The sequence below is a fragment of the Halonatronum saccharophilum DSM 13868 genome, from assembly GCF_000517025.1.
GTDB classification, from domain to species: Bacteria; Bacillota; Halanaerobiia; order Halobacteroidales; family Halobacteroidaceae; genus Halonatronum; species Halonatronum saccharophilum.
Map to the genome: position 1 here is coordinate 193,407 of NZ_KI912094.1, position 13,633 is coordinate 207,039.

Consider the following 13,633-nt stretch of genomic DNA (forward strand, 5'->3'; position numbering starts at 1 on the left):
AAAATTTAAACTAACACTTAATAGTAATATAGTTGCACTTTCGTGCCACTAGTAATGGGTAATGAGTGAAGAGTAATGAGTAAAGTCAAAATCTCAAAACCTCTTATAAGTCTTAGGTAACAAAGGGGTTTCTGTTTTCTTAAGGTTTTACCCATTACTCATTACTGATTACTCATCACCAGTAATAAAGCTACGCTTTATCACTGTACTTCCACACTTTTAAACTAAACCCTATAATCCACTTATCCATTCTTCGAATTTTGCAATCAAAGCTTCGTCATCTCCATCAAACTTAAATCCTTTTACCCCTACCTTCATTCCCATATCCTTTAACTCTTCTTCTAAAATATCTACTGACTCACAGAAGGTTGGCCCGTTCTTATTAATAGGACAAAATGCCGCTCCTCTTTTCTTAGATAGATCAATGTCAACCTCTGCTAAAGAGTTATAGAATCGAACAAAGTCATCACTGCCTTCATCTTCTCTAGGCGATGACCCTAGGATGATTAAATCGAAATCTTCTAACTTATCAAGATTAACATCCTTTATATCAACTCTTAAAACATCATAAGTAGAAGTCAAAACTGCGCCCAATAACTTAGCTAATCTAATAGTCCCCTCAAATAAACTATCATATATAATAATTGCTTTCTCCATCTTTATCTCTACCTTTCTAATCTCTATTTATATTAATATGCAAGAGAATTACCTTTTATTGTTTTGATAATGGTTTTCATTATCTACTATTAATATATCACCTCACTTCCCTAGTGTCAATAACTTTTATCACAAGTATTAATTCAATCAATATGAATATTGACAATATAGGTATTTTCTGATAAGATTAAATCAGATGATACGAGAATGATTATCATTTGCAAAGAAAGGTGTGTTATATTGGAAAATAAAAAGATTCTTTCAAAGATAGATTTACATGAATTTGTTGACAGTTTGATAAAAGCCTTAGAATCAAAAGACCTATATACCTCTGGTCATTCAGAAAGAGTTGCCCACCTATCTAAACGAATTGGCGAAGAATTAGAAATGGAAAAAAATAGATTATTCAATCTCCATATTGCAGGACACTTACATGATATAGGAAAGATTGGAGTTAGGGACTCTATATTGAATAAAAAAGATAGATTAACAGAGGTGGAATATAAAGAAATACAAAGACATAGTCAGTTAGGTTTTGAAATTTTAAAAGGAGTAAAGGTTTTTGAAGATATAAGCCAATTTGTAAAGTACCATCACGAGCGATATGATGGAAAAGGTTATCCCCAAGGATTAAAAGGAGATGAAATACCTTTAGAATCCAGGATTATATCTGTAGCCGATGCCTTCGATGCTATGACCAGTCCTAGACCTTATAGAAACCAGATTAACATAAAAGATGCTCTAAAAGAAATTATTTTAAATAAAGATAGTCAATTTGATCCCAAAATAGTGACTATTATAAGTGATGTGTATGAAAATGATATAGATTTTTTAAAAAATTTAAATGAAGAGCCTAAACTGATTTATTTACAAAAAAATAGGAAAGCCTTATGATTCATAAGGCTTTCCTATTGAAAAAATTAATCTAAATATTCCATTGGATTAACAGGTTCATTATCTATCAAGATTCTAAAGTCAACATGTGGTCCTGTGCTTACTCCTGTACTACCTGCTTTAGAAATTATATCTCCTTGATTAACCCGTTGGCCCGGTCTTACAAGAAGCCTCGAATTATGAGCATATAAAGTAACTATACCATCACCATGATCTATAGTTACCGTCTCCCCAAAACCTCTAATCCATCCACTACTTAAAACCGTTCCTGTTCTAGAAGCTTTAACTGGAGTACCCTTTGGTACTGCTATATCAATCCCGCCATGGAAATGTCTTTGATTGGTTATTGGATGTATTCTATATCCAAATCCAGAAGTTATCCTACCTCTGACAGGCCATATATACTCTGACTTCCTTGTATTTCTTTCTTCTCTACTGCTATTTCTAGAGCTATTAGAACTAGGTTGTACATTAGAACTAGATGGCATATTTAATATCAATTGCGGTATCTTAATCTCTTGTCCTACCCTAATCCTATCACTGGTGAAATTGTTCATATTCTTAATAGTTCTAACTGTAGTGTTATATCTACTTGCTAAACGTTCTAGGGTATCACCTCTTTGAACGCTATAACTTTTCACATCATAAAGATCTGTATCTATCCCTCCACCTAATGCAGTTTTAGGTATAATTAACTCTTGACCAATTCTAATCATATCTGAGTTTAAGTTATTGGCTTCTCTTATTACCTGTGCAGGAACATTATATGTAGCAGCTAAACGAGATAATGAATCTCCTCTTCTAACCTTATGAACATCAAAACTTATAGCTTCTTTTAACTTATTCCAAGTTTGCCTTCCTACTACTCCATCAGGAATAAGATCAGATTTTTGTTGGAAGTTGATAACAGCCCTTCTTGTAGCAGGTCCAAACTTACCATCTATAACTATACCTTCTCCTAGCATAACTAAATTCTCCTGTAGTTCTCTCACATCCCTACCGTCCATCCCCTGTTGCAGTGTTCTATAACTTGCTTCTAAATCACTTGCCGTAAATGATAGTATTAATACCAATAACAAAGATACTATAACTAAACTCTTAGACTTCAATGGTTCATACCTCCAATTCTATTTTTTCTTCAGCTCCTTTTACTAACTCTTATTTAGTTATTTACTTATTAGGTTAATTCTATTACTATTATTATTTCTACAAGTAAACACCGATTCCTTTAAAACCGCCTACTTTTCTCCTATAAACTTTACCTAAAGTCTAATCAAAAAATCTATAGTTATTAATGAAATTAACTTTAAAAACTTTAGGGCCAACTTTGATTAGGCAATTCTAAAATAAAAGACTTCATTTATTACAATACCCTTTTTAAAAAAATATATAAGTTAAAATTAAATAATCACCTCCAAATACTAAATTACTTAAATATAATAACCAATATATAAACCTATTAATAGGATAGTTTCAATAATTTTGTGTAAATAACTTTTCCCTTAAAAAACAGAATATAATAAGCTATTTTAAATTATATCAATAATTTAATTAATTAACAATGGAATAAAAAAGAAAGATCAATAAAAAAATATAGAGCAGACTTTTTAACTGTCTACTCTATATTTTATATTAATCCTACAAATCTTTAAGTTATTTTATCAATATAGCCATTATGGCTTTTTGCACATGTAATCTATTTTCAGCTTGATCAAAGATAACAGATTGATCACCATCTATCACACCTGTAGTTACTTCTTCCCCTCTATGTGCTGGTAAACAATGCATAAATATAGCATCATCATTCGCTAAAGCCATTGCCTCATTATTCACTTGATAATTTACAAAAGCATTTTTCCTCTCTTCTGCCTCATCCTCATCTCCCATACTAGCCCAAACATCAGTACAAACTACATCAGATCCTTTAATTGCTTCTAATGGATCGATAAGCACTTGAATTTGAGACCCACTATTTTGGGCTATAATTCTAGCCGCTTCTATAACCTTATCATTTAACTTATAGTCCTCTGGAGTAGCTATAGATATATCCATACCAACTTTGGCACACGCTATCAAGAGTGAATTGGCCATATTATTACCATCACCTATATAAGACATTTTTAGTCCTTTAAGCTCCCCCTTCTTCTCTTTAACTGTAAACAAATCTGTCAAAGCCTGACAAGGATGATATAAATCAGTCAAACCATTTATAATTGGAATTGAACCATATTGGGCCAACCCCTCCACATCACTTTGCTCAAAGGTTCTAATCATTATCCCATCTATATATCTAGATAATACCTTAGCTGTATCAGATATTGACTCTCCTCGACCTAATTGAATATCATTAGAGCTTAAAAATATTCCTTGACCACCTAATTGATAGATTCCAGCTTCAAAGGATACCCGCGTTCTAGTAGAGGACTTAGCAAAGATCATCCCCAAGGTCTTTCCCTCTAAAATTTTATGGCTAATCCCCTTCTTCTGCTTTTCCTTCAATTCCGCCGCTAAAGAGAATATCTTATTTATTTCATTCAAACTTAAATCTTTAACCGTAAGTAAATTTTTCATAGTACCTACTCCCTTCTCCTCTTCTTTTTAATAATTATACATATAAAAGAATAATTATTCAAGGGTTTTCTAAAAAAAGATACTGGGATTTTCCCAGCACCATTAACCTTATAGTTTGCACTTTATTACTTATATACCCACAAAAAGACCCCGGATTCCTCCGAGGTCTCTCTGTTATATTGCATCTATTCCTTTCTCTCCAGTTCTGATTCTAACAACTTCATCGATAGAATAGATAAATATCTTACCATCTCCTACCTCATCAATCTTAACTGCTCCAATCACCTCATCAACCAAATCTTCTACCTTATCATCTTCTACTACCATCTCTACTTTTAATTTTTCCTTTAACTTAACCTCATAGGTTACACCACGATAAACTTTTGTAGCACCCTTCTGATTTCCATAACCTGAAATCTGTGTTATATTCAATCCGCTAACACCTAAATCCTCTACCACCACTATTAAATCATCCAATTTATCAGGTCTAATAATACACTCTACCTTCTTCATACTCTCTCCTCCTTGAGTTCAGTTAATAAAGAGTATTGAATATTGAACAGATAAAATCAAAACCTATGCTAATTTTATTCTCTATTCTCTATTCTCTATTCTCTATTCTTTTAATTCTTAACTCTAAATCCTTAATTCTTAATTATTTTAGTTGTTAACCTTAACACTCTTTCCTTTTAAAGAAACGAAATCTGGATAAGATACAGATCCATGCTCGGTAATATCTAATCCTTCTATCTCTTCCTCTTTAGATACTCTTAAACCAATTGTAGCATCTATAGCTTTAAATAGTATGAAAGCTCCTATGAAAGCCCAAGCTCCTACTGCAACTACTCCTAAAGCTTGAATTCCTAACAATTCTAAACCTCCGCCATAAAATAGTCCTCCATCTACAGCTAATAAACCTACCATTAAAGTTCCAAAAGCTCCACAGATACCATGAACGGCAACTGCACCTACTGGATCATCGACATATAACTTATCAATTAATTCTACACCATAGATAACTATTACACCAGCTAAAGCTCCAATTATTACCGCTCCGAAGTTGCTTACATCTGCTGTCCCTGCTGTAATACCAACAAGTCCCGCTAAAGCTCCATTTAAAGTCATCGATACATCAGCTTTACCATACTTAATCCAACTTGTAATCATAGCCAAAGTAGCACCTGCTGCTGCTGCCAAGTTTGTAGTAACTGCAATATCTGCTATGCTCAAATCAATTCCAGACAATGAACTTCCTGGGTTAAATCCAAACCAACCAAACCAAAGAATAAATACACCAAGTGAAGCCATCAATAGATTATGTCCTGGTAAGGCATTAATAGAACCATCTTCATTATATTTCCCAATCCTTGGGCCAAGAACCATAGCCCCTGCTAAAGCTGCCCATCCACCTACTGAGTGAACCACAGTTGATCCTGCAAAGTCAATCATACCTAACTCCTCTAACCAACCTCCACCCCAGATCCAGTGTCCTACTACTGGATAGATAAAAGCTGTGATTACAACACTATAAGCTAAATACCCGCTATACTTTGTCCTCTCTGCCATTGCTCCCGATACAATAGTTGCTGCCGTTGCCGCAAATACTGCTTGGAATATCCAAAAAGCACTTATAGGTATATCTAATCCTAAATGTTCAAAACCACCACTTAAAAAGAATCCTTCTGTACCAATAAATCCATTTCCTGCTCCAAACATAAACGCAAAACCAATTGCCCAATAAATTAAAGATCCCACTGAAAAGTCCATTATATTCTTCATTATAATATTCCCAGCATTTTTGGCCCTAGTAAACCCAGCCTCAACCATAGCAAATCCAGCTTGCATAAAGAATACTAAAAACGCTGCCAATAGAACCCAAATTGTATTTATTGCTACTGCATTACTTTGAGCACTTACCTCTGTTGCACTAGCAATAGGGGCCAACGCCATAAATAATAAACCAAAATTTAAAACTACTAATCTTCTTCTCATCTTCTCCACTCCTCTTTTTATTTAAAATTATAGACTTATACCTTAATATTAAATATCAAAATCTAGGTATAGGGGGTAACTTTAACTTATGTTCATTCTTAGTTGCTAAGGAATCCACTACATCTTTAACCTTCTTTTCTCCCTTACCTGTAAGAATATATTCATCCACCTGATCGTAACTTATACCCAACTCACTCTCATCTGTTTGTCCATCCCACAACCCAGCTGAAGGGGCCTTTTCTATAATCTTATCTGGGACACCCAAAACCTTAGCTATCTCTCTAACCTCACTCTTCACCAAATCTCCAAGAGGGGCCAAATCAATACCCCCATCACCAAACTTAGTAAAATACCCCAACTTTAATTCACTCTTATTGTCTGTACCAACAACTAAACTATTACAAGAAGCTGCATAATAATATAAAGTAGTCATCCTTAAACGTGGCTTAATATTAGCTACAGCCAACCCATCTTCACTTGAAACCCCTAAAGAATTTAATAAAGTCAAATAAGTCTCCTCTAAATTAATGAACTTATATTCAATATCAAAAGCCGAGGCTAACAATTGGGCATCTTCCTTATCTTGAGGATTACTTCTGCAAGGCATAATCACACCTAATGTCTTATCGGGAACAGCCCTCTTACATAAAAGTGCCGTTACAGAAGAGTCCACACCTCCAGACAATCCAACTACAGCTCCATCACAACCTGCTTCATTTATCTTATCTCTAATCCAAAGGACCAATTGCTCTGTAACCTTCTTATAATCTTTATCTACCATTATAATCACACCCTTTTGCGAATTGATAATTGATAGTGGGTAATTGATAGTTAAAAACCAAATATCTTTTTATATTTCCTACTCATAAAATAATCATTCCTAAAATATCACTCTAATATTTCAACTATTTACTTTTTAAATCTCTTGATCTTCAACTATCAATTATCAATTATCCACTTTAAACTCAACTTTCTAGTAAACCTTCAAATACTCATCTAACTCCCATCCATGAACTTGAGTTCTGTAAATATCCCACTCTATCTTCTTAGCTTCTACAAAATGTTCTAAAACATGATCTCCTAAAGCATCCTTTATAAGCTCATCTTCTAATAGATAATCTACTGCCTCAATTATACTTCCTGGCAAGCTTTCAATCCCTCTTTCTTCCTTAGCTTCAACACTCATATCATAGATATTCTCAAGCACCTCTTTTGGTGGTTCAATTTTATTCTTGATTCCATCCAATCCAGCCTTTAACATAACTGCTATAGCCAAATATGGATTAGCAGTTGGATCAGGATTTCTCATCTCTAATCTAGTCCCTAATCCTCTTGCTGCTGGAATTCTAATCAAAGCACTTCTATTTGCCGAAGACCAAGCAAGATATACTGGGGCTTCATAACCCGGTACCAAACGTTTGTAAGAGTTAACTGTTGGATTAGTAATTGCTGCTATAGCCTTAGCATGCTTTAATAAACCTCCAATATAATAATAAGCTGTCTGGCTTAAACCTAATCTATCTTCTTCATCATAAAATACATTCTCTCCATCCTTAAATAATGATTGATGGACATGCATTCCTGAACCATTCTCGCCAAATATAGGCTTTGGCATAAAGGTAGCATGTAAATTATGCTCATTGGCTATTGCCTTAGTTACAAACTTAAAAGTCCCTATATTATCAGCAGTCTTTAAAGCTTCTTCATACTTGAAGTCTATTTCATGTTGTCCTGGAGCTACTTCATGGTGAGAAGCTTCCATTTCAAAGCCCATTTGCTCTAAAGCTAGGACTATATCTCTTCTTGTATCTTGACCAGTATCTGCTGGTCCTAAATCAAAGTACCCCCCTTGATCATTTGTCTTTGTTGTAGGGTTACCATCCTCATCACGTTGGAATAAGAAAAACTCAGGCTCTGGGCCAACAAACATTTGATATCCCATCTCTTCTGCTTCCTCTAAAGCTCTCTTTAAAACATTCCTTGGATCTCCCTTAAATGCTTCTCCACTTGGCATATAAACATCACAGATTAATCTTGCTACTGTACCACCTGTCTTTGGTCTCCATGGAAATAATGTAAAAGTATCATAATCAGGCTTTAGATACATATCTGACTCCTGTATTCTAGTAAACCCATCAATTGATGATCCATCAAACATTATCTTCCCATCCAAAGCATCCTCTAACTGTTCAACTGTAATTGCCACATTCTTTACTACTCCTAGAATATCTGTAAACTGTAACCTCACAAACTTAACATCCAATTCCTCTGCCTTCTTTAAAATATCCTCTTTAGTAAATTTACTCATTTTCTCTCCTCCTCATATTTTATAAATCTAATCTTTTACTAAACATTACAACTTATTTCTTTAACTCAATAATAAAGTTAACATCTATTTTATAACTAATTTGTAAACCATTCTATAATCGTCTCAGAGACTATCTTAGAAGCATCAACTATCTTACAACCATCTTCATGCAAGTTCTTTCCTACCAATACTACTTCATTATCCTTAATTAAAAGATCAACCTTCTCAACTTTATTACCATTATTAAAGTTTCCATTTTTAATAATTATGCACATAGAATCAACTCCTTCTCCTCTTTTCAAAATTTAATGTCAGGTATATGTTAACTATACGTTAATTATAATCTGATTATAAACTTTTGTCAAGGCTTATTTGAAAAATATACAAAAAGTTTACATCACCCTGTTAACTAACCCCTAAATCTTAAACTCACAGATATGCTCACTTACCCTTTTAGCCATTCCATTTAACTTTTGGGCAGAAACTTTAATCTTCGAAGCTATACCTTGCATATCATTAACATTGACCCTTATCACCTCACTACCCACAGATAACTCCTGGCTATCATCTGATGTTTTTTGAATATTATCAGACGTGGTAAATATATACTCTTTGATTTCTGCAAAAGCCCCACTTGCTCTTTTTATAACTCCTTTTCCTCCCTCAGCCTTTTTTTGAACATCTAAAACCGATTTCAAACTAGCTTCAGAATTGCTTTGAGTTTGTTCTATCAGTTCTTTAATGTCTCCAACAGCAGTTCCAGTACTATCAGCCAAACCTCTAATCTCCTCTGCTACTACAGAAAAACCTCTACCTGCTTCACCAGCCCGAGCCGCCTCAATGCTAGCATTTAAGGCCAACAGATTTGTTTGATCAGCAATATTATTTATAAACTTAACAATCCCTTGAATTTTCTGAGAGTTGTCAGCCAAATCATTCATCATAGAAACAACTTCATCCACCGAAGAACTTATCTCTTCTATTTGCACAATAGCCTCAGCCAACCCAACGCTTCCATCTTCAGTACAAGAAGCAGATTGTTGAGCAAGCGCACTTGCTTCCTGAGTCGAGGCAGATATACTCCCTATACTATCCAGCATTTCTTCTACTCCTTTACAGCTTTGACCCATCAAATCATCACCCTTTAAAGCGTAGGAATGAAGATCTTCGCTATAAATTTCCAATACATTTGTCAACGAAGAGAGTTCTTTAACTAACTCCCCCACCTTGTTATTAGTTTTATTGAAAGTTCGAAGCAACTTCAACTCTTTTTTGTTGGCCCCTGGTTTAGATAACTCCACACTAAAGTCACCAGATTCCATTCGACTTAATCCACCCAAAACCATCTCAACAACTTCACTGCTTAAAGATCCAAAATCAGGGTAAGAACTAGATCCATGTTCAGTTATATCCAAACCTTTTAACTCTTTAACTTCTGATACCCTAAGCCCTACAAAGAGATTAATCAACTTAAAGAGCATATAAGCTGCCGGGAAAGTCCAAATAAAAACCCCTAAAACACCTTTTAACTGCAAAAACAAAAGATCAACTCCACCCCCATAAAGGAAGCCACCTTCTAAAGCAAATAAACCTACCATCAAAGTACCAAAAACACCACAAACCCCATGAACCGATATAGCCCCTACCGGATCATCTATATGCAACCCATCAATAATCTCAACTGCCCAAACCACAATAATACCAGCTAAAGCACCTATTAAAACCGCACCAAAATCATTAACGTCAGCAGTACCTGCAGTAATAGCAACCAAACCTCCCAAAGCTCCATTTAAAGTCATTGAAACATCAGCGTTACCATACTTAATCCAGCTAGTAACCATAGCCAAGGTAGCTCCAGCTGCTGCTGCTATATTTGTAGTCATTACAATATCTGCAATACTCAAATCAGTGCCAGCTAAAGTACTGCCTGCATTGAAACCAAACCAACCAAACCATAGAATAAAAACACCCAAAGCAGCCATTAAAAGGTTATGTCCAGGCATAGGATTTATACTCCCATCCTCATTATACTTTCCAACCCTTGGCCCCAAGACCATAGCACCAGCCAAAGCACTCCAACCACCAACAGAATGAACAACTGTAGAACCAGCAAAGTCAACCATCTCCGAAAGCCAACCTCCACCCCAAATCCAGTAACCAACTACAGGATAAACAAAACCAGTAATAAAGACACTGTAGATAAGATAAGCTTTAAAATTAGTCCTCCCCGCCATTGCTCCAGAAACAATAGTAGCAGCAGTAGCAGCAAAGACCCCCTGAAATATCCAAAAAGCACTTATTGGTATATCCAAACCTAAATGTTCAAAGTTACCACTTAAAAAGAAACCATTAAAACCAAAGAAGTTACCACCAATGCCAAACATAATACTAAAACCAAAAGCCCAGTAAATTAAAGTCCCCATCGAAAAATCCATCAAATTTTTCATTATTATATTACCTGAATTCTTCGCTTGAGTAAAACCAGCTTCAACCATTGCAAAACCTGCTTGCATAAAAAATACTAAGAACGCCGATAATAAAACCCACATCGTATCAAGGGCTATAGCATCCGCACCCCTACCTCCGCCACTGGCAAAAACAGATGACGAAAACAAAACCATAATTACAACTACTAAAAAAACTACTCTACTTCTCATCTCAACCACTCCCTATTCTTATGTAAAGTAAATGTTATGTTTGTGTTAATTATAAGGTATTTTCAAGTTGAAATCAAGACTTATTCTCAAAACTTTTGCATAAAAGTGGCATTTTTCATCAGCTACTTAGATAATATAGTAATAAAGTAGCACTATCGTGCCACTTAGTAATGGGTAATGAGTGAAGAGTAATGAGCAAAGTCAAGAACTCACACCCCCCTCCGGGGTCTATCGACCACTCCGTGCAAAACCAGCCTCTCCCCCTCTGAAGAGAGAGGGCGGAAAGTATTTCCCCTCTTCGAGTCTAAAGAACAAGACTCTTCGTGCCCTACAGGGAATAAAATTCAATTCCCTTTCGTACCAAAACCAGTAAAATCGGTTTCTCCTTAGATAAGGGGAAGGGCTTAGGGAAATTATCTTCACAATCACTTTGGTGAAGATAATAACCATGAAGAGTTTCTTGAAACTCGTAAAGGGGATGTGGTCTGAGGTTTTAAGGTTTTACCCATTACTGATTACTCATCACTCGTCACTAGTAATAAAGCTACGCTTTATTACTAGTAAACTCCACTTATCTGTACATTATACTCTTCTATCCAATTATTGAGCTGTACAAGATAAGCAAATAACTGGGGCAACCTCATCAATTGACCATACCAAGGAATATCAAAATCCTTATCTACCCCAGTTAATTGATATAGGTAATCCACATCTACAAATTCTAACAATGGAGAATTATTATCATTTAAAAGAGCTAAAAGCAAATCCTTAGTAGCTCTAAAGTAAGCAGGGTCAAAAGTTTTCGGATAAGGATTCTTGGGGCGTAACCTCACCTCTTCTGGCAATAACCCCTTCAAAGCTTCTCTCAATATACCCTTTCTTCTCCCCTTAAAATTCTTCATCTCCCAAGGGATATTCCAGGCATACTCTACCAATCTATGGTCACAGAAGGGAACTCTAACCTCTAAACCTGTAAACATACTCATTCTATCTTTTCTATCTAACAAGGTCGGCATCCAACGGGTAAGGTTTAGATAAAACAACTCTCTCATCCTCCCATCTTTATCCCCTCCACCTTCTAAACGCGGAACCTCAGCTAGAGCCTCTTTATACCGAAAATCCAAATATTCCTCAGGTTTAATCTTAGCTAGCAAATCAGAGTTTATAAGATTCAACCTCTGCTCGATAGTTCTAGACCACGGAAAGGTGTTGGCCCTTAAGGCCTCCTCCTGATGATACCAAGGATATCCTCCAAAGATCTCATCTGCACACTCTCCAGATATTCCAACAGTGAAATTTTCCTTGATCTCTTGGCAGAAAAGATATAAGGAAACATCAATATCTACCATTCCAGGAAGATCACGGGCCAACAAAGCCTCCCTTAAACCTTCCAGCAAAAACTTATTCTCCAGGATAATAGAACTATGGTCTGTATCTGAATAATTAACCATTAATTCAATCCATTGGTTGTCAGAACTCGGTTGAAAAGTATCAGCTTCAAAATGCTTGCTATTATCTCTGTAATCTACAGAATAAGTATGCAACTTACCCCTACCCTCTTCTCTAAAATAATTACTTGCTATCGCTGTAATCGCACTAGAATCTAAACCTCCAGATAATAATGTACAAAGAGGAGTATCAGATACTAACTGCCTAGTGACCGCATCTACAAAAAGCTCTCTTACCCGCTCAACAGTATCTTCTAGAGAATCTCTATGCTTTTGACTTTTTAATTCCCAATACTTTTCAATCTCTACACCTCCAGAGTTGCAAGTCAGACTATAGCCAGGCTTCAGCTCCTTTATACCCGAAAATACACCACAGCCTGGAGTCCTTCCTGGACCCATAATTAGAAGTTCATTTAATCCTTCTCTATCAACTCTAGCCTTCACTTTGGGGTGGGCCAATAACCCCTTAAGCTCAGAGGCAAAGATAAGAGAGCTTTTACCCTCCTTATAAAATAGAGGTTTAACCCCAATCCTATCTCTAGCCATATACAACTGCTTCTTACGACAATCCCAAATCCCAAAGGCATAGATACCATTCAACCTCTTAACAGCACCCTTACCCCACTGAATATAAGAAGTCAGGAGAACCTCAGTATCTGAATAGCCTCTAAAAGTATGACCCAACCTTTTAAGTTCTCTACGCAAATCCTCAGTATTATAAAGCTCACCATTATAAACCATAATATATTTATTCCCACCAACCTCTTTAACCATAGGTTGAGCCCCACCTTCAGGATCAATTACAATCAACCTTTTATGAACCAAGCCCATATTTTCATCAAACCAACTACCAGTTGCATCTGGGCCTCGATGAGATTGAACCTCCCCCATCCTTTCTAAACCCCTTTTATTAGCAACCCTTTGCAAATCCTCTCGCCAATCTAGCCAGCCACCAATTCCACACATAAAATCTCCTCCTTATTATTTAAAACAGATATATTTTCCTCACTCTTATTTATATTTCTATTATCTGTAATTTCATAATATGATATTTGTTTTTATATTGTGATAGTTTTTTTAAGTAAAAAAGAGACTTTCGGGTTTCC

Annotated in this window: 11 protein-coding genes and 1 pseudogene; 1 reads left to right on the plus strand and 11 read right to left on the minus strand. The window is 35.6% G+C overall.

Features of this window, described 5'->3' with window-relative positions:
• Positions 1–231 precede the first annotated feature (231 nt).
• Positions 232–657: a flavodoxin family protein gene (locus HALSAC_RS0104390; protein ID WP_027339247.1), complete on the minus strand. Its 426-nt coding sequence runs from the start codon at positions 655–657 to the stop codon at positions 232–234.
• Between the two features lie 240 nt (positions 658–897).
• On the opposite strand from HALSAC_RS0104390, the gene HALSAC_RS15035 reads away from it, so the two are divergent.
• Positions 898–1,551 carry an HD-GYP domain-containing protein gene (locus HALSAC_RS15035; protein WP_245579426.1) on the plus strand — a complete coding sequence of 218 codons (654 nt, stop codon included), beginning with the start codon at positions 898–900 and terminating at the stop codon, positions 1,549–1,551.
• A 26-nt stretch (positions 1,552–1,577) separates the two neighbouring features.
• Here the strand turns inward: HALSAC_RS15035 and HALSAC_RS0104400 are convergent, their stop codons facing one another.
• The 10 genes and pseudogenes from HALSAC_RS0104400 to asnB all read right to left on the minus strand — a co-directional run bounded on the left by HALSAC_RS0104400 (position 1,578) and on the right by asnB (position 13,493).
• Positions 1,578–2,660 carry a peptidoglycan DD-metalloendopeptidase family protein gene (locus HALSAC_RS0104400; protein WP_027339248.1) on the minus strand — a complete coding sequence of 361 codons (1,083 nt, stop codon included), beginning with the start codon at positions 2,658–2,660 and terminating at the stop codon, positions 1,578–1,580.
• Positions 2,661–3,204: 544 nt separating this feature from the next.
• Positions 3,205–4,122, minus strand: coding sequence for an ornithine carbamoyltransferase (gene argF / locus HALSAC_RS0104405; protein ID WP_027339249.1), 918 nt, complete (start codon positions 4,120–4,122; stop codon positions 3,205–3,207).
• A 174-nt stretch (positions 4,123–4,296) separates the two neighbouring features.
• A complete protein-coding gene (locus HALSAC_RS0104410; RefSeq protein ID WP_027339250.1) occupies positions 4,297–4,635 on the minus strand; it encodes a P-II family nitrogen regulator in 339 nt (112 codons plus the stop codon).
• Between the two features lie 147 nt (positions 4,636–4,782).
• Positions 4,783–6,114 (minus strand): ammonium transporter, encoded by a 1,332-nt coding sequence (locus HALSAC_RS0104415; protein ID WP_027339251.1) that lies wholly within the window; start codon positions 6,112–6,114, stop codon positions 4,783–4,785.
• Positions 6,115–6,169: 55 nt separating this feature from the next.
• The gene (locus tag HALSAC_RS0104420; RefSeq protein ID WP_027339252.1) at positions 6,170–6,895 is read right to left on the minus strand and encodes an NAD+ synthase; all 726 of its coding nucleotides are present in this window, start codon (positions 6,893–6,895) and stop codon (positions 6,170–6,172) included.
• Positions 6,896–7,087: 192 nt separating this feature from the next.
• On the minus strand, positions 7,088–8,422 hold the full coding sequence (glnA, locus tag HALSAC_RS0104425) for a type I glutamate--ammonia ligase (protein ID WP_027339253.1): 1,335 nt from the start codon (positions 8,420–8,422) through the stop codon (positions 7,088–7,090).
• 95 nt (positions 8,423–8,517) lie between these two features.
• The gene (locus HALSAC_RS0104430) at positions 8,518–8,697 is read right to left on the minus strand and encodes a hypothetical protein (protein WP_027339254.1); all 180 of its coding nucleotides are present in this window, start codon (positions 8,695–8,697) and stop codon (positions 8,518–8,520) included.
• Between the two features lie 141 nt (positions 8,698–8,838).
• A complete protein-coding gene (locus tag HALSAC_RS17745) occupies positions 8,839–9,768 on the minus strand; it encodes a methyl-accepting chemotaxis protein (RefSeq protein ID WP_342666852.1) in 930 nt (309 codons plus the stop codon).
• A 6-nt stretch (positions 9,769–9,774) separates the two neighbouring features.
• Positions 9,775–11,043, minus strand: a pseudogene (locus HALSAC_RS17750) (ammonium transporter); the annotation flags it as partial.
• 593 nt (positions 11,044–11,636) lie between these two features.
• Entirely contained in the window at positions 11,637–13,493 is a 1,857-nt protein-coding gene (gene asnB, locus HALSAC_RS0104440) for an asparagine synthase (glutamine-hydrolyzing) (protein WP_027339255.1), read from the minus strand.
• Positions 13,494–13,633: the final 140 nt, after the last annotated feature.

Excerpts from the sequence above, each read along its gene's own strand:
- HALSAC_RS0104390 (WP_027339247.1), bottom strand. The coding sequence starts at position 657 with ATGGAGAAAGCAATTATTATATATGATAGTTTATTTGAGGGGACTATT.
- argF (WP_027339249.1), bottom strand. The coding sequence starts at position 4,122 with ATGAAAAATTTACTTACGGTTAAAGATTTAAGTTTGAATGAAATAAAT.
- HALSAC_RS0104410 (WP_027339250.1), bottom strand. The coding sequence starts at position 4,635 with ATGAAGAAGGTAGAGTGTATTATTAGACCTGATAAATTGGATGATTTA.
- HALSAC_RS0104415 (WP_027339251.1), bottom strand. The coding sequence starts at position 6,114 with ATGAGAAGAAGATTAGTAGTTTTAAATTTTGGTTTATTATTTATGGCG.
- HALSAC_RS0104420 (WP_027339252.1), bottom strand. The coding sequence starts at position 6,895 with ATGGTAGATAAAGATTATAAGAAGGTTACAGAGCAATTGGTCCTTTGG.
- glnA (WP_027339253.1), bottom strand. The coding sequence starts at position 8,422 with ATGAGTAAATTTACTAAAGAGGATATTTTAAAGAAGGCAGAGGAATTG.
- HALSAC_RS0104430 (WP_027339254.1), bottom strand. The coding sequence starts at position 8,697 with ATGTGCATAATTATTAAAAATGGAAACTTTAATAATGGTAATAAAGTT.
- HALSAC_RS17745 (WP_342666852.1), bottom strand. The coding sequence starts at position 9,768 with ATGGTTTTGGGTGGATTAAGTCGAATGGAATCTGGTGACTTTAGTGTG.
- asnB (WP_027339255.1), bottom strand. The coding sequence starts at position 13,493 with ATGTGTGGAATTGGTGGCTGGCTAGATTGGCGAGAGGATTTGCAAAGG.